Source organism: Paenibacillus pasadenensis DSM 19293, from assembly GCF_000422485.1.
In the GTDB taxonomy this organism is placed as follows: Bacteria; Bacillota; Bacilli; order Paenibacillales; family Paenibacillaceae; genus Paenibacillus_O; species Paenibacillus_O pasadenensis.
Map to the genome: position 1 here is coordinate 298,758 of NZ_AULW01000001.1, position 21,658 is coordinate 320,415.

Annotated in this window: 24 protein-coding genes; all 24 read right to left on the bottom strand. The window is 63.2% G+C overall.

Translation table 11 applies throughout. The annotated features are described in order from the left end of the window. Positions 1-162 precede the first annotated feature (162 nt). Positions 163-1,290, bottom strand: coding sequence for an RNA polymerase sigma factor RpoD (gene rpoD, locus H582_RS0101340; protein ID WP_028597048.1), 1,128 nt, complete (start codon positions 1,288-1,290; stop codon positions 163-165). A 71-nt stretch (positions 1,291-1,361) separates the two neighbouring features. Next, positions 1,362-3,230, bottom strand: a complete 1,869-nt coding sequence (gene dnaG, locus H582_RS0101345; protein WP_028597049.1) for a DNA primase — start codon at positions 3,228-3,230, stop codon at positions 1,362-1,364. Positions 3,231-3,277: 47 nt separating this feature from the next. Beyond that, positions 3,278-3,745, bottom strand: coding sequence for a YaiI/YqxD family protein (locus H582_RS0101350; RefSeq protein ID WP_028597050.1), 468 nt, complete (start codon positions 3,743-3,745; stop codon positions 3,278-3,280). 43 nt (positions 3,746-3,788) lie between these two features. Further along, on the bottom strand, positions 3,789-4,604 hold the full coding sequence (locus H582_RS0101355) for a pyruvate, water dikinase regulatory protein (protein WP_028597051.1): 816 nt from the start codon (positions 4,602-4,604) through the stop codon (positions 3,789-3,791). A 37-nt stretch (positions 4,605-4,641) separates the two neighbouring features. Next, positions 4,642-6,729 carry a glycine--tRNA ligase subunit beta gene (glyS, locus tag H582_RS0101360; protein WP_028597052.1) on the bottom strand — a complete coding sequence of 696 codons (2,088 nt, stop codon included), beginning with the start codon at positions 6,727-6,729 and terminating at the stop codon, positions 4,642-4,644. After that, positions 6,722-7,609, bottom strand: a complete 888-nt coding sequence (gene glyQ / locus H582_RS0101365; RefSeq protein WP_028597053.1) for a glycine--tRNA ligase subunit alpha — start codon at positions 7,607-7,609, stop codon at positions 6,722-6,724. Before glyQ ends, glyS begins: the two co-directional genes overlap by 8 nt. Positions 7,610-7,958: 349 nt before the next feature. Then, a complete protein-coding gene (recO, locus tag H582_RS25465; protein ID WP_084136454.1) occupies positions 7,959-8,792 on the bottom strand; it encodes a DNA repair protein RecO in 834 nt (277 codons plus the stop codon). 143 nt (positions 8,793-8,935) lie between these two features. Beyond that, entirely contained in the window at positions 8,936-9,109 is a 174-nt protein-coding gene (locus H582_RS30635; protein WP_084136456.1) for a YqzL family protein, read from the bottom strand. A 110-nt stretch (positions 9,110-9,219) separates the two neighbouring features. Next, on the bottom strand, positions 9,220-10,146 hold the full coding sequence (gene era / locus H582_RS0101380) for a GTPase Era (RefSeq protein WP_028597054.1): 927 nt from the start codon (positions 10,144-10,146) through the stop codon (positions 9,220-9,222). Next, the gene (cdd, locus tag H582_RS0101385; RefSeq protein WP_127464389.1) at positions 10,146-10,598 is read right to left on the bottom strand and encodes a cytidine deaminase; all 453 of its coding nucleotides are present in this window, start codon (positions 10,596-10,598) and stop codon (positions 10,146-10,148) included. Before cdd ends, era begins: the two co-directional genes overlap by 1 nt. Positions 10,599-10,643: 45 nt before the next feature. Next, on the bottom strand, positions 10,644-11,012 hold the full coding sequence (locus tag H582_RS0101390) for a diacylglycerol kinase family protein (RefSeq protein WP_028597056.1): 369 nt from the start codon (positions 11,010-11,012) through the stop codon (positions 10,644-10,646). Positions 11,013-11,022: 10 nt separating this feature from the next. Further along, positions 11,023-11,523, bottom strand: coding sequence for an rRNA maturation RNase YbeY (gene ybeY, locus H582_RS0101395; protein ID WP_028597057.1), 501 nt, complete (start codon positions 11,521-11,523; stop codon positions 11,023-11,025). Continuing rightward, complete coding sequence (locus H582_RS0101400) at positions 11,520-13,766, bottom strand: HD family phosphohydrolase (protein ID WP_028597058.1); 2,247 nt, start codon at positions 13,764-13,766, stop codon at positions 11,520-11,522. Before H582_RS0101400 ends, ybeY begins: the two co-directional genes overlap by 4 nt. Before the next feature lie 17 nt (positions 13,767-13,783). Further along, a complete protein-coding gene (locus H582_RS0101405; protein ID WP_028597059.1) occupies positions 13,784-14,755 on the bottom strand; it encodes a PhoH family protein in 972 nt (323 codons plus the stop codon). A 7-nt stretch (positions 14,756-14,762) separates the two neighbouring features. After that, positions 14,763-15,956 carry a sporulation protein YqfD gene (gene yqfD / locus H582_RS0101410; protein WP_028597060.1) on the bottom strand — a complete coding sequence of 398 codons (1,194 nt, stop codon included), beginning with the start codon at positions 15,954-15,956 and terminating at the stop codon, positions 14,763-14,765. Continuing rightward, positions 15,953-16,246 carry a sporulation protein YqfC gene (yqfC, locus tag H582_RS0101415; protein WP_028597061.1) on the bottom strand — a complete coding sequence of 98 codons (294 nt, stop codon included), beginning with the start codon at positions 16,244-16,246 and terminating at the stop codon, positions 15,953-15,955. Before yqfC ends, yqfD begins: the two co-directional genes overlap by 4 nt. Before the next feature lie 202 nt (positions 16,247-16,448). After that, a complete protein-coding gene (locus tag H582_RS0101420; RefSeq protein ID WP_028597062.1) occupies positions 16,449-17,093 on the bottom strand; it encodes a hypothetical protein in 645 nt (214 codons plus the stop codon). Between the two features lie 42 nt (positions 17,094-17,135). Continuing rightward, positions 17,136-18,131: a flotillin-like protein FloA gene (floA, locus tag H582_RS0101425; RefSeq protein ID WP_028597063.1), complete on the bottom strand. Its 996-nt coding sequence runs from the start codon at positions 18,129-18,131 to the stop codon at positions 17,136-17,138. A 22-nt stretch (positions 18,132-18,153) separates the two neighbouring features. Further along, entirely contained in the window at positions 18,154-18,897 is a 744-nt protein-coding gene (locus tag H582_RS25470; protein WP_052332856.1) for an NfeD family protein, read from the bottom strand. Positions 18,898-19,062: 165 nt separating this feature from the next. Further along, positions 19,063-19,506: a GatB/YqeY domain-containing protein gene (locus tag H582_RS0101435; protein ID WP_028597064.1), complete on the bottom strand. Its 444-nt coding sequence runs from the start codon at positions 19,504-19,506 to the stop codon at positions 19,063-19,065. A gap of 15 nt (positions 19,507-19,521) precedes the next feature. Beyond that, positions 19,522-19,695, bottom strand: coding sequence for a 30S ribosomal protein S21 (gene rpsU / locus H582_RS0101440; RefSeq protein WP_028597065.1), 174 nt, complete (start codon positions 19,693-19,695; stop codon positions 19,522-19,524). Positions 19,696-19,780: 85 nt separating this feature from the next. Beyond that, positions 19,781-20,137, bottom strand: a complete 357-nt coding sequence (locus H582_RS0101445) for a histidine triad nucleotide-binding protein (protein WP_028597066.1) — start codon at positions 20,135-20,137, stop codon at positions 19,781-19,783. 227 nt (positions 20,138-20,364) lie between these two features. Then, positions 20,365-20,880: a hypothetical protein gene (locus tag H582_RS32665; RefSeq protein ID WP_228551565.1), complete on the bottom strand. Its 516-nt coding sequence runs from the start codon at positions 20,878-20,880 to the stop codon at positions 20,365-20,367. Positions 20,881-21,061: 181 nt separating this feature from the next. Next, complete coding sequence (locus H582_RS0101455) at positions 21,062-21,643, bottom strand: hypothetical protein (protein WP_028597068.1); 582 nt, start codon at positions 21,641-21,643, stop codon at positions 21,062-21,064. Between the last annotated feature and the right edge of the window lie 15 nt (positions 21,644-21,658).

The window sequence follows — 21,658 nt, forward strand, 5'->3', positions numbered from 1 at the left end:
GACGAGCGGCCTATGGAATCGGAGCCGGTCGGCTCCCTTCCTTACATCGTCATCTCGGCCAAGCGGCTGAAGGGCCATCCGTCTCCGGGACGTTGGACCTATCCGCTCCCCAAGCCAAAAAAAGACTCCCCGCGAATGCGGAGAGCCGGGCCGGCCTTCGACCTATTCCAAGAAATCCTTGAGCCGCTTGCTGCGGCTCGGATGGCGGAGCTTGCGGAGCGCCTTGGCTTCGATCTGGCGGATCCGCTCGCGCGTCACGCCAAATACCTTGCCGACCTCCTCCAGCGTCCTCGTACGGCCGTCATCCAGGCCGAAGCGCAGGCGCAGCACGTTCTCCTCGCGCTCGGTCAGCGTATCGAGCACGTCCTCCAGCTGTTCCTTGAGCAGCTCGTACGCCGCGGCATCCGCCGGAGCGAGCGCCTCCTGATCCTCGATGAAATCTCCCAGATGCGAATCGTCCTCCTCGCCGATCGGCGTCTCGAGCGATACCGGCTCCTGAGCGATCTTCATGATCTCCCGCACCTTGTCGGTGCTCAGATCCATCTCGGCCGCGATCTCCTCCGGCGTGGGCTCGCGTCCAAGCTCCTGCAGCAGCTGGCGCGAGACGCGGATCAGCTTGTTGATCGTCTCGACCATATGCACCGGGATCCGAATCGTGCGGGCCTGGTCGGCGATGGCGCGCGTGATCGCCTGACGGATCCACCACGTCGCGTAGGTGCTGAACTTGAAGCCCTTTTGGTGGTCGAACTTCTCGACGGCCTTGATCAGGCCCATGTTGCCCTCCTGGATCAGGTCCAGGAACAGCATGCCGCGGCCGACATAGCGCTTGGCGATGCTGACGACGAGGCGGAGGTTCGCTTCCGCCAGCCGGCGCTTCGCTTCCTCGTCGCCTTGCTCGATGCGCTTGGCCAGCTCGATCTCGTCATCGGCGAGCAGCAGCGGCACGCGGCCGATCTCCTTGAGGTACATGCGGACCGGGTCGTTGATCTTGATGCCGGGCGGCAGGCTCAGGTCGTCGTCGAAGTTGAACTCGTCGCTCTCGCGCTCCTGATCCTCGCCTCCGAGCAGAGACGGCCGATCGTCCCGCTCGTTCGTCACTTCGATGCCGAGATCGTCGAGCTGCTCGAAAAACTCGTCGATCTGCTCCGGCTCCTGATCGAAAGGAGCGAGCTTATCCATGATCTCTTTATAAGAAAGGGAAGACCGCTTTTTCCCCTGTTCGATGAGCTGATCCTTGACCAGCTCCATTTTTTGCTCGTTGTCCAGCTCCGTATGTTGGTCATTCGCCATATTCCCGACTCCCTCCTCCCTAGAAAGGTCATCCTGCCGATTCCTTCTGCTGTCTTTCTAGGGCGATAATCTCACTTTGGATCCTTGCTCTTCAAAACGTCGATCGCTCTCTCGAGAGGAATGATATCAAGATGGATCTGAGCCGCCTTCAATACATCCCCCGCCTTTTCCGCCCGCGTCGCCTCTTCCTTCAAAACCTGGATCTTCTGCTTCAAGACCATTCTTTCCGATTCTTTCTTGATGTCGAGAATGTTTGAAGGCACAAGCTCGAAATGAAGGGAGGAGCTGTCCTCATGAATGAGGATGGAAGAAGCGAGCTGCTCGAGACGATGGTCCTGAATCGAGCTGATAAATCGGCTCGCATCCGGCTCGTTGCCTCCGGCGTAATAGGCATACAGATAAGCAGCCAACGCGACATGATCCTCAAGGATAAACGAATCGCCGAGCTGTTCGTAGACCGTCGATGCCACTTCCTTGTCATGCATCATGCAAGCCAGCAGATGTCGTTCCGCTCGTTTGAATAAAGGCGTGGTGTCCGTCCTCGCGGCCGAGGGCGCACGCCTTGTTTCATTCCTACCATTATTCCACGATTGATCGTTCTTATCCCTGTCCGGCCTCGTTTTCTGCCGCTCGCTCCAGATCTGGTGGCAGTCCTGCTTGAGCGACTCCAGAGACAGCTCGAACTCGCGGGAAAGCTCTTTCAGGTAAACTTCCTGCTCCGTACGGGAATCAAGCTCCGCCACTATGCCGACAGCTTCCATGACATAGTTCTTGCGGCCCTCTTCTCCTATGAGTGTATGATTCCGGCGCGAATATAAGAGCTTAAATTTGGTGACGGATACGGGATGCTCGATGACTTCCCTCATGAACGTCTCGGCGCCGAACCGGGTAATATGCTCGTCCGGATCCATGCCTTTGGGCAGCACGGCGACGAGCGGCCGGACGCCGGCCTTCTCCAGGATCGGAATCGACTTCATCGCCGCCGCCTGGCCGGCATCGTCGCCGTCGTAGCAGAGGATCACCTCGTCCACCTCGCGCGCGAGCTGGGCCGCATGATCGTCCGTCAGCGCGGTGCCCATCGCCGCCACGCCGTTCTTGACGCCGGCGGACCAGGCCTTGATGACGTCCATATATCCCTCGAACAGCACGGCGGACCTCTTCTTGCGGAAGACGGACCGCGCCGCATGCAGCTGATAGAGCAGCTTGCTCTTGGCGAACAGGCGGGTTTCGGGGGTATTCAGGTATTTCGGCTTGGAGTCGTCCATGACGCGGCCTGCGAAGCCGCACACTTTGCCGTCCCGCGCCCGGATCGGAAACATGATGCGCGCACGGAACCGGTCTACATAACCGCTTCCATCGTTTTTCGCCGAAAGGAGGCCCGCTTTTTCCAGCAGCTCGGGCTCGTAGCCCCTCGATAGCAGAAATCTGGACAGCGTGTCCCATCCCTCCGGCGCGAAGCCGATGGAGAACTCGTCGATCAGCTTGCCGCTCATCCCCCGTCCGAGCAGATAGGCTCTCGCCTCCTGGCCCTGAGCGGAATTGTTGAGCAGATAATGGTAGAACTTGGCCGCGAGCTCATGCGCCTCATAGGACTTGTCGAGCTCGGGGTCACGCGGCGAAGAGCCCTCGCCGGGCGCATCCCATGTAATGGGCATCCCTGCCTCTTCCGCCAGATGGCGGACGGCTTCCGGGAAGGAGTAGCCCTCGATCTCTTCGATGAACCGAATGACATTGCCTCCCTTGCCGCAGCCGTAGCAATGAAAGATCTGCAGCTCGGGAGTGACCGTGAAGGAAGGCGTCCGCTCCGAATGGAACGGACAAAGCCCCTTCATATATTTGCCGTTTTTGGTCAGATGAACGTACTTCCCGACGGTGTCCACAATTTCATGATTCCGGCGCACCTCTTCGATGACGCTTTCCGGTATCTTGCCGTATGCCACTCGTTCATCACCTTCGTCCGAATAACACGTAATACTATTCGCTGGTCCTATTCTTTTTCCTGCCTGCCCTGCAAAAGTTTTGTCAGCTTTTGTTGAAAAGCCGCCCGGTCCTCCGCGGTCATCGCCTTCGGCCCTTTGGTCCGGCCTCCGCTTCGCCGGATGACGCTCTGCTCATGGCGCCTCGCCATCATCGAGTCGATCGTCTCGTTCCGGTAGCGATGGCCGCGGAAGCCGATCACCTCTGCCCCTTTGGCAAGCGCGATCGCCGCCAGGCCGTAGTCCCCGGTGACGACGATGTCGCCGCGCCGGACGCGGTTCAAAATATACAGATCCGCCGCCTGGCTGCTCCGGTCGACATGGGCGATCTCAAGCCCCGGCTCCGGCTCCAGCCGGTGGTCGTAGGACGAGACCATCAGCACCGGCACGCCGAGCGGATAGGCGATGTCCATGATCTCCCGCTTGACCGGGCAGGCGTCCGCATCGACGACGATGCGGGTGCTTGCCTTTTCCTCCATGCGCTTCCCCGCCTTTCGGCCGCGGCCGGCTCCGGGCGATCCGTCAGCTGCTGCGGATCCGCTCCATGATGATGCTGGCCGTCTCCTCGACCGCCCGATGCGACACGTCCATCGTGAAGCAGCCGATCCGGTCGGTGATTCCTTTGGCATAGGCCAGCTCGCGCTCGATCCGCTCGGAAGTGGCGTAAGAAGCGCTGTCCGGAAGGCCGAGCGCCTTCAGCCGCTCCTTACGGATGACATTGAGGTAATGCACGCCGATCGTCAGGCCGATGACGCGCTCCTTCGGTATCGTGAACAGCTCGTCCGGAGGCTTCAGCTCCGGCACGAGCGGAACGTTGGCCACCTTGTACTTCTTGTGGGCGAGATACATCGACAGCGGCGTCTTCGACGTGCGCGACACGCCGACAAGCACGATGTCCGCTTTTTTGATGCCGGTCGTATCTCTCGCATCGTCGTATTTGACCGCGAACTCGACCGCTTCCACCTTGCGGAAGTAATCCTCGTCGAGCACATGGTTCAGCCCCGGCTCCTGCCGGGACGGCATGCCCGTCTTGCGTTCGAGGCTGTGGATCAGCGGGCCGAGCAGATCGATCGCCTCGACCCCGCTCCCGTCCGCCAGACGGACCATCGCCTCTCTCAGATGCGGCAGCACGAGCGTGTAGAGGACGATCGCGCCGTTGCCGCGCGCGAGCTCCACCACCTTGGCCAGCGCCGTCTCGTCGGCGATGAAGGGCGCCCGGCGGATCTGCGGCACGATCGGGTGGAACTGCGCCGCGGCGGCGCGCACGACCAGATCGCCCGTATCTCCCGCCGAGTCGGATACGACATAGACAATGACATCCCGCTCGTATGCGCTCACGTCGCCACTCTCCTTTGGATCAGATGGGACCCCCGGATCAAGCCCAGACAAGCTTCGAGAAGTCCGCGTACCGCGCGGCGTCTCGGGAGATGGCCGACAGCAGCGCCAGCCGGTTGCGGCGGACGGCTTCGTCCTCCGCCATGACCATGACGGAGTCGAAGAAGGCGGTGATCGGCTCGCGCAGCTCCGTCAGCAGGCCGAGCGCCGTCGCGGCGTCTCCGGCTTCCAAGGCTTTGCGGTACGGGCCGGACACATGCTCGTAGGCTTCATGCAGGCCGCGCTCCGCTCCCGCTTCGAGCCGGGAGGCGTCGACGGCGGCATCCGATTCGGCCTTGGCCGCGAGGTTGGCGCTGCGCGTGAGCGCGTCGACGACCGTCTTGAACTCGCCTTGCTCCGGTCCCGCGGCCCGCGCCAGCAGGATCGCGGCCCGCTTCACGGTCAGCGTCAGATCGTCGAAGCCGGCGGCGAGCGCCGCTTCGATCACGTCGTAGCGGTTGCCTTGCTCGGTCAGCACGTTTTTCAAGCGCAGCGCGAAGAAATCGTACAGCTCTTTACGAATGTCGCTGCGGCTTCGTTTCAGGCCGCGCTGCTCATGGATGTCCAGCGCCAGGTCGAACAGCTCTCCGAGACGAACCGGCAGCTCATGCGCCATCAGCGTCTGCACGATGCCCGCCGCCTGGCGGCGCAGCGCGTACGGATCCTGCGAGCCGGTCGGAACGATGCCGATCGAGAAGCAGCCGACGATCGTGTCGAGCTTGTCGGCGAGGCTCACGAGCGCGCCGGGCTGCGAGGCGGGAGCCGTGTCTCCGGAGAAGCGCGGCTGATAGTGCTCGTTGATCGCCTTGGCGACGGCCTCGTCCTCGCCGGCCTTGCGGGCGTAGTCCTCGCCCATGATGCCTTGCAGCTCCGGGAATTCGTAGACCATCTGGGTCACGAGGTCGAACTTGCAGATCTCCGCGGCGCGCGCGGCGGCCGCGGCGGCATGCGGCTCGGCGCTTGCGGCGGCCGCGATGCGGCCCGTCAAGGCGACGATGCGGCCGACCTTGTCGGCTACCGTGCCGAGCTCCTCGTGATAGACGATCGTCTCCAGCTTGCGGAGCGCGTCGGCGATATGGAGCTTCTGGTCCTCGGCATAGAAGAATTTCGCATCCGACAACCGGGCCCGCAGCACCTTCTCGTTGCCCTTGGCGACATTCTCAAGCGACACGGCGTCGCCGTTGCGCACCGTCACGAAGAACGGCAGCAGCTTGCCGGCGCTGTCCAGCACCGGGAAGTAGCGCTGATGCTCGCGCATCGAGGTGATCAGCACCTCCTGCGGGATGTCGAGGAAGGCCGGGTCGAACGAGCCGAACAGCACGGTCGGCGTCTCGACGAGGAACAGCACCTCCTCGAGCAGGTCGTCCTTGATCGAGATCGTCCAGCCTTTTTCGGCGGCCAGCGCCTCGATACCTTCCACGATCAGCCGCTCTCGCTCCGCGATGTCGACGATGACATGCTGGCTGCGCAGCGCCTCCACGTAGGCGGCCGGCTCGGCCACGGCCGTCTCCTCGCCGAGGAAGCGATGGCCGCGGGAGACGTTTCCGCTTCTCACGCCGGCGATCTCCAGCGGCACGACGTCCGTGCCGTACAGCGCGAGCAGCCATTTGATCGGACGGACGAACTTCAGCTCGTACGAGCCCCAGCGCATGTTTTTCGGGAAGGTCATCGCATGCACGATTCCGTCAAGCCCGTCCGACAGCACGGAAGCCGTGTCCACGCCGAGGCTCGACTTGACCGCATAGACATACTCGACGCCGGCCAGCTCCTTGAAGAAAAGCTGCTCCGGCTCTACGCCCTGGCTGCGGGCGAAGCCGAGCGCCGCCTTGCTCCAGCCGCCTTCGGCGTCCTGGGCGATCTTGCGGGACGGCCCCTTGACCTCCTCGCTCACATCCGACTGCTTCTCCTCCACCGCGCGCGCCAGCACCGCCAGCCGCCGCGGAGTCGCATAGGCGGTCACACCGCCATGGCCGATGCGGGAGTCGGCGAGCCACTTCTCGACGCGCTCGCGAAGCTGATTGACCGCGGCGCGCACGAAGCGGGCCGGCACTTCCTCGAGGCCGATCTCGAACAGCAGGTCCTTAGCCATTCGCGTCCACTCCTTTCTTGAGCAGCGGGAATCCGAGCCGCTCCCTCTCCTCCAGATACGTCGCCGCGCAAGAGCGGGCGAGATTGCGCACGCGCTGGATGTAGCCGGTCCGCTCCGTCACGCTGATCGAGCCGCGGGCGTCCAGCAGGTTGAACGCATGGGAGCACTTGAGCACATAATCGTACGCCGGGAAGACGAGGTTCTGCTCCATCGCGCGGCGCGCCTCCTCCTCGTACATCGAGAACAGCTTGAACAGCATGTCCGAATCGCTGATCTCGAACGTGTACTTGGAATGCTCGTACTCCGGCTGCAGGAACACGTCGCCGTAGGTGACCCCTTCGACCCACTCGAGGTCGAACACGTTCTCCTTGTCCTGGATGTAGGAAGCGAGCCGCTCCATGCCATAGGTGATCTCGACCGCGACCGGACTCGCGTCGATGCCGCCCACCTGCTGGAAATACGTGAACTGCGTGATCTCCATGCCGTCCAGCCATACTTCCCAGCCGAGTCCCCAGGCGCCGAGCGTCGGCGACTCCCAGTTGTCCTCGACGAAGCGGATGTCATGATGCAGCGGGTCGATGCCGAGGCGCTTCAGGCTCTCGAGATAGAGCTCCTGGATGTTGTCCGGCGACGGCTTGAGGATGACCTGGAACTGATGATGCTGGTACAGACGGTTCGGGTTCTCCCCGTAGCGGCCGTCCGCCGGGCGGCGGGAAGGCTCCACATAGGCGACGTTCCACGGCTCCGGTCCGATGGAGCGGAGGAACGTCATCGGGTTCATCGTGCCCGCGCCCTTCTCCGTGTCGTAGGGCTGCACGAGGATGCAGTTCTGCTCGGCCCAGAACTGCTGCAGCGTCAGAATCATGCCTTGGAAATTCATGCTTGTGGCCACTCTCCTTTAATGGAATCTTGGAAAAATCAGCAGCCGTCCGGAAGACGCCAAAAAAACTCCCGCCTCCTACGTCTGCGACACAGACGTAGGGACGAGAGCTTGCATCTCCCGCGGTTCCACCCTACTTGGCTTCTCCGTCCGCCTCGGCGGCGCGCTTCGAAGCCCGCTTTCCTCACTTGCACGCACTCCGGAGTGCCCTCGCCTGCGCTTCCGGCCGGGCTCCCACCGCCCCCGGCTCGCTGTTCCCGCTTTGGAATTCGGAAGATCAGCAGACTACCTTCTCCATCATCGTTCGTTCGAGCATATTTTCCCATTGTAACCGTTCGCCCAGTCGCTGTCAAGCTTCCGGAGCATCCTCCTGCGCTGCCCGCTCCTGCGCCCGTAGCCGCCGGCGCTCGGCCGCTTCGGCGGCCGATGCCGGCATCGGCTCGTTCATCCGCTCCAGCTGGTCGAGGAAGCCGCGCGTCTTGAGCCGCAGATCGAGATGGGCATCCATGAGCGAGCGCAGCGCCGCCTTCAGCTGCTGCCGCGTCTCCGGGCGCACCTGGATGGAGCCGAGACGCCGCAGGTCGATCGCTCCGAACAGCCGCAGCAGCTTCAGCGCCCCCTCTTCCAGCGGAAACGCCTGCGGGTCGCGATGGCGGCAGCGGGGACAGAGCAGTCCGCCGCCCGCCGCGCTCAGCCGGAACGGCCCGCGGTCCGAGCCGCAGCCGACGCAGACGTCCAGCTGCGGGGCATAACCGGCCGCTTCGAGAATCTTCATCTCGAACAGATGGATGACGACGCTCGGGTCCTTCCCTTCCCGCAGCGCGTCATAGCACGCCTTGAGCTGATGGTACAGATAAGCGCCCGCTTCGTCGTCCTGGAACGCCCGATCACATAGCTCGGCCGCATAGGCCGCATAGGCGGACAGCTCGAGATCCTCGCGCAGCCGATGGTTCGACTCCAGAATCTCGCCTCCGTTCAGCTGTCCCAGTCCGGCGTTGCGAAAATAGACGAACTCGCCGTGCGTGAACGGCTGCACGAGCGACGAGTGGCGGCTGCGCACCTTTTTCGCGCCGCGGGCCATGATGCCCGCCTTGCCGGCCGAATCGGTCAGCAGCGTGACGATCTTGTTGCCTTCGCCGTAATCCGTGCTGCGGATGACGATGCCTTCCACCCGGTAGATCAATCGTCTTCCCCCTTCCTGCTCGCGGACGTATGGAGGCGACGACGGGCAGGCATGACATGCCAAAACCGCCCGGAGCGCTGTGCTCCGGGCGGGCCCGAACGGCTTCGGAAAGCCGCATCTGCAGAATGGCCGACGAACGGACGTCAGACCGTCAACGTCCCCCATGTCGCCTCATCGGCCGCCTCCTGCGCGGCGGCTTCCGCCGCGGCCGCCGCTTCGGCGCTTCCCGCCTCGCGAACCTGATCCACTTCCTTGTAAAGCAAAAACGACTCAACATCACCGGTCATCGCAAAGTACGTCCACGAAAAATCCCGCATGCCGCCATCTTCCTTTCGCTTTCCAAAGTGGTGCGGCTACCCGCGTCTGGCACTCTTAGCATGCGAAAAAGGAAAGGGGGCTATGCTGTCAAAAAGCGGGAAACGTCCGGCTATTCGTTGCGGAAGCCGAGATCGCGCAGGACGCGGTCCTGGTTGCGCCAGTCCTTCTTGACCTTGACCCACAGCTCGAGGAAGGTCTTGGAGCCGAGCAGCTTCTCGATGTCGCGCCGCGCCTGCTTGCCGACTTCCTTGAGCAGCGCGCCTTGCTTGCCGATGATGATGCCCTTCTGCGAATCGCGCTCGACGAAGATGACCGCGCCGATATGGACGACGCCGTTCTCCTGGACCTTCATGCTCTCGATCGTCACGGCGATGGAATGCGGAATCTCCTCGCGCGTCATCTGCAGGATCTTCTCGCGGATCATCTCGGCGCAGACGAACTGCTCCGGATGGTCTGTCACCTGGTCGGCGGGATAATACTGAGGTCCCTCCGGCAGGTAGCGGTCGATCTGGTCGAGCAGCCGCTCGACGTTGCTGCCCTGCAGCGCCGAGATCGGGATGATTTCCGCGAAGTCGTACCTGTCCTTGTACTCGATGATCGTTTTCATCAGCTTCTCGTCGTCGATCTTGTCGATCTTGTTGAGGATGAGGAATACCGGCGTCTTGACCGACTTGAGCCGCTCGATGATGAAGCGGTCGCCGCCGCCGTAGCCCTCCGCCACGTCGACGAGGAACAGGATCGCCTCCACCTCGAACAGCGCGCCTTCCGCCGCCTTGACCATATAGTCGCCGAGCTTGGAGTTCGGCTTGTGGATGCCCGGCGTATCGAGAAAGACGATCTGCGAATTGTCGCGCGTCAGCACGCCGTGGATCTTGTTGCGCGTCGTCTGCGGCTTGTCCGACATGATGGCGATCTTTTGGCCGATCATCCGGTTCATGAGCGTCGACTTGCCGACGTTCGGCCGGCCGACGATGCCGACGAACCCGGAGCGGAACTTCGCCTCGGAGCCTTTTTTGCTGCCTGCCGCGTTCGCCATCAGCGCTCGTCCCCCTTGTCGTCCATGCGGCTCTCTTCCAGCGAAAAGGCTCCCGGAAGCAGCTCGGCGACGGTCATGACGGCCTGGTCGCCTTTGAGATTCGTCATGACGACCGGCATGTCCGGCCGGCACAGCTCGGACAGCACCTGACGGCAGACGCCGCAGGGCGAGATCGGCCCCGGCGTGTCGCCGACGACGAGGATCGCCTGGAACGAGCGGGGCTCGCAGCCGTCGGCAATCGCCCGGAACAGCGCCGTGCGCTCCGCGCAGTTGCCGGGGCTGTAGGCTCCGTTCTCGACGTTGCAGCCTTGGTGGATGCGGCCATGCTCGTCCAGCAAGGCGGCGCCTACGTGGAATTTGGAATAAGGAACGTACGCGCGGCTCATCGCCTGGCGCGCAGGTTCGGACAGCTGCTGTAGCAGCTTGTCGATCGGTTGGTTGGTCGGGCTCATGTATTCTCTCCTTGGCCGGTCCTTCAGGACCGGATTCAATCACTTCTAAACGGCCAGAAGCCGCCATAGCGGCGGCCCCAGCACAAGCAGCCCGATGACGGCCGAGGCGGCGGCGCAGACGAGCACCGCGCCGGAAGCCGCGTCCTTGGCCGCCTTGGCGAGCGGGTGAATGCTGCCGCCGGCTGCGAGATCCACCGCCCGTTCGACGGCGGTGTTCAGCAGCTCGGCCGCCAGCACGAGCGCGATCGCCAGCAAAATCGCCGCCCATTCCAGCGGACCGATGCGCAGCCAGGCGGCTATGACGATGGCGGCCGTGGCGGCGGCCAGATGGACGCGCAGGTTGCGCTCGCTGCGGATCGAGGCGGCGATGCCGGCGCATGCGTCCGCCAAGCTGTCGCGGAACGGCCTTGCCATGGCGGCCGCCCTATTCCCGCGTCAAGCCGGCCTGCTGCAGGACGGCCTCCTGCTTGGCCGTCATGACGGCTTCGGCCTCGGCATCCTGATGATCGTAGCCGATCAGGTGCAGGAAGCCGTGCACGAACAGGAAGCCGAGCTCCCGCTCCAGCGAGTGGCCGTATTCTTCCGCCTGGCGGACCGCCGTCTCGACGGAGATGATGATGTCGCCGAGCGGCTCGCTGACCGGCAGCTCGTCGGCCTCGTCCTCGACCTCGTACACGATGCCGAGCTCGTCCTCGCCGTCTTCCTGCATTGCGAAGCTGAGCACGTCGGTCGGCCGGTCGATGCCGCGATAGTCGCGGTTCAGCTCATGGATGCGCGCGTCGTCGACAAACGTCACCGCCACCTCTCCGTCCTCGATGCCTTCGGCTCGCGCCGCCAGCTCCAGCAGCCGTTCGAGCCGCTTCCCCCACTCCACGGGAATTTCGACCGCGTCCTGCTCATTGCTCCAATCCATCGTCACGCTCATGCCAGCTTCTCCTTTGGTTTGACCTCTTCCGGATATTCGATCCGGGAATGGAAGATGCCGATGACGGCTTCCTTCAGCGTCTGGCCGATCTTGTCCAGCTCCTTGAGCGTCAGGTCGCACTCATTGAACTGGCCGTCGTCCAGACGGCTTTTGATGATCTTCTGGATCATCGACTCGACGTTCTCCATCGTCGGGCTGCGCAGGCTGCGGACTGCCGCCTCGACGCAATCGGCGATGCCGACGATCGCCGCTTCCTTGGACTGCGCCTTGGGCCCCGGATAGCGGAAGTCGTCCTCGACGAAGTCCGGCTCGGCTCCCTCGGCTTCCGCCTGCTTGACCGCCTTGAAGTAGAAGAACTTGAGCGAAGTCGTTCCGTGATGCTGCTCCGCGATGTCGCGCAGCGGCTTCGGGATGCCGTGCTGCTTGAGCATCTCCACCCCGTCGCGGGCATGGGCCACGATGATCGACTTGCTCAGCTTCGGATCGATGCTGTCATGCGGATTCTCGCCGCTCTGGTTCTCGATGAAATAGCCGGGCCGCTTCGTCTTGCCGATGTCGTGGTAGTAGGAGCCGACCCGGCACAGCAGCCCGTCCGCGCCGATCGCCTCGGCCGCCGCCTCCGACAGGTTGCCGACCATCACGCTGTGATGGTATGTGCCCGGCGTCTCCGTCAGCAGCTTGCGCAGCAGCGGATGGTTCGGGTTGGACAGCTCCACGAGCTTGAGCGCCGACAGGATGCCGAAGCTGAGCTCGAAGAACGGCATCAGGCCGATGACGAGCACGGCGGTGATCAGTCCGCTGCCGAAGGCGAAGCCGATCGAGTAGAGCAGCTCCTGGCGCTCCGGCAGGTCGCCGAGCAGCAGCAGCGCCAGCACGGTGACGGCGCCGAACAGGCTCGCCATGATGCCCGCCTTGAGGATCGTCGAGCGCTGGCTCGCCCGGTGCACGGTGAAGATGGCGCTGAACGAGACGACGCAGATGACGAAGCCGTAGCGGAAGTCGAAGATCAGGCTCACGTCATGGTTGAAGATGATGCTGCCCATGATCGCGAACACGAACGAGCTGACGATCGCCAGATGCTTGTCCAGCAGCAGCGTGATGAGCATCGTGCCGACTGCCGCCGGAGCGAGATAGCCGACATACGGCATCGTCGGCGACTGCGCCAGCGCCGTCGCCTGCATGAGCGCCAGGTCGAGGAACAGGATCAGCCACAGCATGAACAGATGCATGTTGTTGTAGCGCGGCTTGACGCCGCCGATCCGGCCGCTTTGGTACAGGTAGACCATCAGCACGAGCAGGAACAGCAGGCTCGTCAGCAGCAGGCCGAGCTGCGGCCAATAGCTGCGCTGGCCGCCGAGCAGGCCGGCACCGGCGAGCATGTCCAGCTTCTCCTGCGTGACGATCTCGCCCTTCTTGACGATGACGCCGCCTTCCTTGATGATGACCGGCGTCGTATTCTGGCGGGCGAGCTCCCGCGCTTCTTCCGTCGCGGCCGTGTCGAGGAACTTGTTGGGCATGAGCGACATGCGCGCCAGCTCCTGCACGACCTCGCGCGTCGTCCGCTGCGTCAGCGAGCTCGCGTTGACGAGCTCCGCCACCTTGGCGCGGGACGTCTCCGCCTCGCGGATGGAGTCCGCCGACAGCTTGCGGGCGACGTTGACGGCCACCTGCCGCATCTCCGCCACCTGGGCCGCCGTCAGCGCCGGCAGCTTGTAGAACACCTCCGCCGGCACGGCATAACTCTGGCTCTTGGCGACGCGGGACATCTCCTCCAGCAGCGCCTCGCTGACATCCGGCTTGCCGGAGTTCGTCCGCACGAACTCGTCGATGTATTCATTGTAATAACCGGGGATATCGCCGCGATAGATCTCGATCTTGTCGCTCGTGCTGACGCCCTCGTCCTGATTGAGCACCTCGATGCGGTTGAAGACGCGGTTCAGAATCGCTTCAGGCTTGAGCGGCAGCGAGCTGGAGATCGGCTCCACCGATTCGGCCGCCAGCTCCTGCGCTTTGGCGGTAGCGATCTTGTCCTCCAAGCTTTTGGATGCGATGATGTCCCGGTCGCTCTCCTCGCCGAGCGTGATGTTGTAGGTCTGGGGGATGAGATGCGGCGAAAGGTTGAGATAGAACAGCAGCACGAACAAAACGCAGAGCGACAGGCGGATGCCCGTGCTCTGCTTCCAGCTGGCTGCCCATGAAGGCTGTTCGGCCGCGTTCCGAGTCTCGGCGCTCTTCCGGTCCATGCAGGCAACCATCCTCTCTATGCTTGGTTTTCGGCATCCTCATTATAAGCGAGAATGATTTTCTGAACCAGCGAGTGGCGGACGACATCGGCTTCGGTGAACAGGATGAATCCGATTTCGGGAATGCCGGCGAGAATCCGCTGCGCTTCCCGCAGGCCCGACTTCTTGCCCCGCGGCAGGTCGATCTGGGTCACGTCGCCGGTCACGATCATCTTGGAGCCGAAGCCGAGCCTCGTCAGGAACATCTTCATCTGCTCCGGCGTCGTATTTTGAGCCTCGTCGAGAATGATATAGGAATCGTCCAGCGTCCGCCCCCTCATATACGCGAGCGGCGCGATCTCGATGATCCCTCGTTCGAATGCCTTGGCCGTCGCTTCCGGGCCAAGCACGTCATGCAGGGCGTCGTAGAGCGGCCGCAAATAGGGGTCGACCTTTTCCTGAAGGTCTCCGGGGAGGAAGCCGAGGCTCTCTCCCGCCTCGACGGCAGGACGCGTCAGCAGGATCTTCTTGACTGCGCCTTCCTTGAGGGCGGCGACGGCCATGACGACGGCGAGGTAGGTCTTGCCGGTGCCCGCCGGTCCGATGCCGAACACGATGTCCTTGGCCTTGACGGTCTTGACGTAATGCCGCTGCCCGATCGTCTTCACCCGGATCGGCTTGCCGCGGAACGTCGACGTCAGCTCCATCTTGAACAGGTCGAGCAGCTGGTCGGCCTCCAGCGTGCGGGACAGATCGAACGCGTACTGAATGTCCCGCTCGGACGGCGTGTAGCCGCCGCGCACGAGCTGCAGCAGCACGGTGTACAGCTGCTCGAGCGAGGCGACGTCGGCCTCGGGGCCGGTGATGACGATCTCGGCCTCGCGCGAGCGGATCGTCGACTCCGTCTGCTCCTCGATCAGCCTCAAGTAGTGGTCGCGGGGGCCGAACAGGGCCAGTCCCTCCGCGGCGTTGTCCAGTGCAATCTTTACGGTTCTCGTCTCTGTCGGCAAACGTTCCTCATTCTCCTTGCATCTGAACTAGTGGCATTTCCTTGACGATAGACTGATCCACTTCCAACAGAACTTTCATATAAACTTTACCATTGTCCGTCTTCTCATGCAAAATTTTTTGCTCCTTCACGACGGCATCCGCGCCGGCTTTCGACAGGACGTCGGCTCGCGCCTGAAGCAGTCCGCTCTCCACCGCTTCCTCGCGGCCGAGCTGCCTCCGCTCCTGCCGCAGCTCCATCACCGTCTCCTTGAGCCGGCCGACCGGCAGCTCCCAGCCGCGCCAGCCGAGCTGCTGCAGCTGCTCCCTCGTCTGGGAGGCCGAGAACGGATCCTTGCCGTAGCCGGTCAGCTGAAGCGCCCGTCCGAACAGCACGAGCGACCATTTCGTCTTCGTCTCGCCCGTATATACGTTCGCCGTGCGCTCAAGCGGCGACACGACGTCATACTCGTACCACACCAGCCCGCGCACCTCTCCGTCCGCCACGACCGTCGCCGTGTTGGCCCCCTCGCCGATCGTGCCGGAGATGAGCGTCTGGCCCTTTTTCACCCGGCTGTTCACATGCACGACCGGCCGCCCCTTGTCCGCGATGATGCGGGTGACGACGGCGTCGGCGGAGGCGATCAGATGCCTCGTATTCCGCGGCGCGCGCACGGCCGGCTTTTTCGTCTCGACGACCTGGATGATCAGCCTCGTCCCTTTTTTCTCCACGCCGATCCAGGCCGCGTCCGGCAGCCGCTGCGCCAGCCGCTTGGCCAGATCCGACGGCTCGGGCAGCTTCCATTCCCATTGGAAAGGATGCACGCCCTCCGCCTTGGCCGCCGCGAGCAGATCTTCCGTACGGATCGCCTTGTTGCCGCGGACCTCGATGTTCCAGAGCAGCGAGGACAGCAAGTACATGGCGACGAAAAAGAGCGCGATGCCGCCTAGGAAAAACTTGCGCTTCCGGGCTTTGCGCAGCCAGAACGGCAGGCCTTCCCGGCGCGTCACGTGAATGCGGCAGCCTGTCCGGCGCAAGTACGGGCGCAGCCGGAAGAAATCCGGCACCGTCAGAGAGAACACCATATGCTCCGGGCTCGTCCGGCGGATGGACCAGAGCGAGAGCCCGTCCTGAAGCGCGCCGTTCACGAGCGCCTCCGGCTCTCCGCCGCGGACCTGCACCGTGACGATTCCTTTCATCCTCTGCAGCCAGCCTTCCTTCATCGCTGCCCCTCCCTGTCCATCAGGTGTATCGATTCGATCTTGCCTTCGACGAACACTTCCTCGGTCCAGATCGTGCGGATGACCAGATCCGCGCCGCTCACCTCGAGCACGCCATGGCTCAGCTGGAGCCGCAGCTGATGCGACGAGAAATGCAGCACTCCCCGATGGTTCTCGATATAAAGCTGCCGGTCGCCGATCATCGTCATGCGGGGCAGGTCGTAGGCTACATCCTGAGGAAGGTCCAGCATGTCGGCGGTCCATTTGCGCAGCTTGCGGTTCAGCTTGCCCATCGAGGCGTCCGCCCTCCCTTTTGATCGAGCTTATCTATCCATACTTATGCCTCGAAAAGGGCGATTATGAACGGCAAGCGGCGCACGGCCAGGAGCTGCGGCGGCCCCGAGGCGCCGGCGGCGCATGGCAAAAAGCCGCTCCGCCGCCGGGAAGGCGGTCGAAGCGGCTCTAGCAAAGCGGGACAGTCATTCGGTCAGGGCCCTAGCGGCGGCCGCCGCCGCGCGAGCGGGGCGGTCCGAGGATCTCTGCCCAGAGCACAGCCTGGCGCAGATCGTCTCCGCTCACGCTGCCGGCTCGAGGCAGCTTGCTGCCGACGGCAGCGGGATGCGAAGGCAGAGATTCGGCGATCGCATCGGAAGCCGACTTTTCCCAGAACTCACCCGGGTCCTCGCCGGCCGGCCGCTCCATCGCCATCCTTCTCTCAGGCGGCCGGAACGGACTTCGCGCCGGCTCCTCCCGCCATTCCAGCGAGCGGCCCTCGCCGCCGCTCGTTCCTTCCGGCTCCGCCTCGAAGGGAGAGCGTCCATGCTCTGCCGTGCGGCCCATCGGCCCCGCCTGGTCTTGACGGACGGCCGGAGGACGAACCGTCTCCGCCCTTCGCGGGGCCGGCTCGCGCTCGGACCTTGACGGCGGAGCCGGGACAGGACGCTGCGGACGTGGGTCGAGGCCGCCGCCGCCGAAATCCGGCATGCGCCCCGGCGGACGGCTTGCAGGACGGCCCGGCTGCTGCTGCGACGCCGACTTGAACAGCTTGCCGAGGACCGACCAGATCGCGCCGGCAATGATGAAGACAAAAAAGATATGGTCGAGCAGAAAGTTGATCAGCAGTTGAATCGGGTTGGGCATGGCCGCGGCTCACCTCCTGCGATGCGGCTCGGGAGCGCCGGTTCAGCCCCCGTTCTTATTGTCGTTCGCCTGGCCTTCCGGCTTGGCGATGCTGCTCCGCATCTGGGTGTCCGCCTCGACGTTTTTGAGGTTCATGTAATCCATCACGCCGAGCTTGCCGGATTTGAGCGCGTCGGCCATCGCAAGCGGAACCTGGGATTCCGATTCGACGACGCGGGCTCTCATCTCGACGACGCGCGCCCTCATCTCCTGCTCCTGGGCGACGGCCATCGCGCGGCGCTCCTCGGCTTTTGCTTGGGCGATGCGCTTGTCGGCCTCGGCTTGCTCGGTCTGCAGATTGGCGCCGATGTTCTTGCCTACGTCCACGTCCGCGATATCGATCGACAGAATTTCGAACGCCGTGCCGGCATCCAGACCTTTGCCGAGCACCGTGCGGGAGATCAGGTCCGGGTTTTCCAGGACGTCCTTATGCGAGTTCGACGAGCCGACCGTCGTGACGATGCCCTCGCCGACACGGGCGATGATCGTCTCCTCGCCGGCGCCGCCGACGAGCCGCTCGATGTTGGCGCGGACCGTGACGCGAGCCTTGACCTTCACTTCGATGCCGTCTTTGGCGACGGCGGCGACGGTCGGCGTCTCGATCACTTTCGGATTGACGCTCATCTGCACGGCCAGGAGCACGTCGCGGCCGGCGAGGTCGATCGCCGCGGCGCGGGCGAATTCCAGCTCGATGTTCGCGCGCTGGGCGGCGATCAGGGCATTGACGACGCGGTCGACGTTGCCGCCCGCGAGATAGTGGCTTTCCAGCTGGTTGATCGACAGGCCGAGGCCGGCCTTGGTCGCCTTGATCATCGGATTGACGATGCGGCTCGGCGTTACGCGCCGCAGCCGCATAGCGACGAGCGTGATGATGCCGATGCGCACGCCCGAGGCGAGAGCCGAGATCCAGAGCATGATCGGGAAGAAGCTCAGAAAGACCGCGATCAGGATGACCGCGACGATCGCGGCGACGACGTATCCGACACCTGCAAATTCCATACCCATTGAATCGACTCCTCTGTTAGTGGATTTCCTTGACGATGACGCGCGTGCCCTCGACCCGCGAGACGACGACCCGGGCGTGCTGGGCGATGAACTCTCCCGCCGTGACGACATCGATGCGCTCTCCGCCGATATCGACGATGCCGGCCGGACGCAGCGGCGTCACCGTCGTGCCCGCCTGGCCGAGCAGGCTCGACTTGGACGACGACGGGACGAAGCCTTCTTCGCTCGTCAGTCGTTCTCTCAAGACGAAGCGGTTCCAGATGCCCCGTTCCTTGAAGCGGCGGGCGATCAGGACGACGACAATGACGGCCGCGGCGAACGCCGACAGCATGGCGATCGTCGCCGTCGCCGTGTCCTCGAAGCTGAACAGGATCGCCCGGACGAGCGCGGCCGCTCCCAAGATGCCGAGGATGCCGAAGCTCGGCACGAGCAGCTCCAGCACGAGCAGCACGATGCCGAGGACGAAGAAGAAGACGTCCATGCCGTCGCTGTAGCCGGCCTGATGTCCGCCGAGGAAAAACAGGCCGAAGCCGACGATGCCGATCAGTCCCGGGGCCGCGAAGCCCGACAGCAGCAGCGCGAGCATCGTGCCGGCGAAGCCGGCGAACAGCAGCAGCGTCGCGACGTACGGGTCGGCGAGCCAGACGGTTCCGTCCCCGGCTCCCCCCGCGCCTGCGGCCGAGGCGGAAGCCGCTGCCGACAGGCCGAACAGCGCGGCTCCTGCAGCCGCGATCCTTATTTTGCTTCTCAGATGGCACACCCCCTTGATGCATTCTCGTCCCTAACTAATTCAGTGGTGAAGCAATAACTCCTTCTTAGATACGGGCGAGGAGCCGATTCGTTTCGACTATTTTGCCCTATGCGGCGCCATTCAGCCGAAAAGCCAAAAAACACTCCCCTAGGGGAGTGTTGTTGTGGTCCGAGATTATGGCAGAAATTGCTGTACCGTTTGGTTTACTAGCTTACCGTCGGCGCGTCCCTTCACTTTCGGCATGAGAGCGCTCATCACTTTGCCCATGTCGGCCTTGGAAGAAGCACCGGTTTCCTGGATCGTCTGCTCTACAATTGCTTTGATCTCTTCTTCGGTCAGCTGTGAGGGAAGGTAGACACTAATAATATCAATTTCTGCTGCGACATCTTTTACAAGATCGTCGCGGCCGGCTTTTTGAAATTCTTGGAGGGAATCTTTGCGCTGTTTGATCTCGCGACTGACGATGTCAAGAACCTCGCCGTCCTCAAGCGGACGCTTCAGGTCGATCTCTTGGTTCTTCACAGCTGCGCGCACCATGCGGATCGTGGTCAAGCGGAACTTGTCCTTGTCCCTCATGGCTTGCTTCATGTCGTCGTCCAATCTTTGGCTAAGGTTCATTTCGGAAGGATCCTCCTAAAACTTTCTCTTGCGCGCAGCCTCGGATTTCTTCTTGCGCTTAACGCTCGGCTTCTCGTAATGCTTGCGTTTCTTCACCTCAGCCAGGACGCCGTCCTTAGCAATGGTGCGCTTGAAGCGGCGGAGTGCAGCATCGATGGTCTCATTTTTGCGAACTTTCGTTTCAGACACTTGTTATCCCTCCCTCCGAAACAGACGGTCCAGAAGATGAACACGGCTAATCAAATTTAATTATAGTTCAATGAAAGAGCCAGTGTCAACTCGTATGGCCTTCGACAAGCGCGCCGAGAGGACGTCCTCCCAGTAGATGCACATGCAGGTGGTAGGCGGTCTGCCCTCCGTCGGAATTGCAGTTGTTGATGAGACGGTATCCGGACTCGGCGATGCCCTCCTGCGCGGCCAGCTTCTGGGCGACGAGCAGCAGCTCTCCCAGCAGGGCGGCGTCCTCGGGAGCCGCATCGTTCATCGTGGAAAGATGGCGCTTCGGAATGACGAGGATATGTACGGGCGCCGCAGGCGCGATATCCCGGAACGCCAGCACGCTCTCGTTCTCGAACACTTTGGCCGAGGGAATGGATCCTTCGACGATCTTGCAGAAAACACAATCGCTCACAGCTCCCGCCAGCTCCTTTTCTCCTGTCCTTGCTTTCCTTATTGTAGCCGATTCCGCACGGTTCGTCTAACGCGAACGAAAAAGCCCCATCCGGCCGCAAAGGGCATGGATGAGGCGGGCTTCGGCCGCGGCTCGCGGCTCATGGCGGCCGGCGGCGGACGATGCCGCGGATGCGTGCCGGGGAGCGGCATCCGGGCCGTCCGGGGCCGCATGGCGGCAAGGGCGGCTTACAGGAACGGCAGCAGCGTCAGGCCGGCCAGCGCAGCAAGCGGGAACACGGCGCGGGCGAAGCGGCGGCGCGGATAATAAGGGTACGGATAAAGCGGCGGATAGGGGCCGAAGCCGGGACCGAAGCCAGGACCGAAGCCGGGACCGCCGACAAAGGCGCGAGGGTCGATCTCGTTCATGCCGCAAGGAACGGCGATACAGACGTACTCGTCGTCATAGTGCTCGATGAAGCCGTCGACGCACCAGCCGTCTTTCGTATGGGCGAGCACGTAGCGATGCTTGTGGTTGTCGCAGAAATGCTTCATCTCCGGCTTTTCCATGACCACGACGACCGTATTCTTGATCGTCGTCTGGCTCGGCGCGACCGGCGCGACCGGCATGACCGGCTCGGGCGGCGCGACCGGCATGGCGGCGGTCGGAGCCTTGATCGGCATCGGGGCCGTAGGCTTCACGGCCGTAGGCGTCTTTGCCGGCACAGGCGCAGGGGCAACAGCTGTCGGATTCGTCGGTTCCATTGTCGGTTACCATCTCCTCAACATTCGTTCTGCCCTATCCTATGCCGCCTATGGGCGATTGGTTAATCGCCCGCTATCGCGCGCCGCAAAAAAAAGGAAGGCGGAGGTCCCGCCTCCAAAACACGCATCCGGCCGGCGCCTGCCGCCCCGCCCCCGTCGGCCTGATTCCTTCGGCCGTCTCCTACTTGTACCCGTCCACGGCGTCCGCCATCCGGCGGGCGGCATCCGGCCAGCTCTTGTCGGCAAGCAGCGTCAGGTAGCGCTCGCGCGAGCCGATCGAGGTGTCGACCGAATCCGCGAGCTGCTTCAACTCGGCGAGAGCGCCGGCCATTTTCTGCAGCTCGTCCGCCGACCCTTCGAGAGCCGTCTTTTTCATGAGCTGGACAAATTCCGCGGCGTCCTTGCCTGCGCTGTCCGGCCAATCCGCCGAACGGCTGCGCGCGGTCTCGAACAGCTTGTCGAGCGGGATGTCGCCCAGGCCTTGCCCGGCGCCGTCCGGTCCGAGTCCAAGCAACAGGGAGACTCGCTCCTTTTCCGGAGCCGCGCCTTCCTTAAGCTTGCCGAATGCCTGGATCGCCTTGTCCAGCTCTTCCTTCGTCTCCTTCCAGAGGAGGAAGGCCTGCTCACCTTGCTCTGCCCGCTCCTGCTGCTGCTCTTGCAGATAATGCGCGAATAGGAAGACGTTGCCGACCAGGCTCATCGTCAGCAGGATGAAAAGCACGGCTGTCGTCATGCTGCGTTTCGGTTGAGGCTCTTGCTTCACAGGATCGTTCCTTTC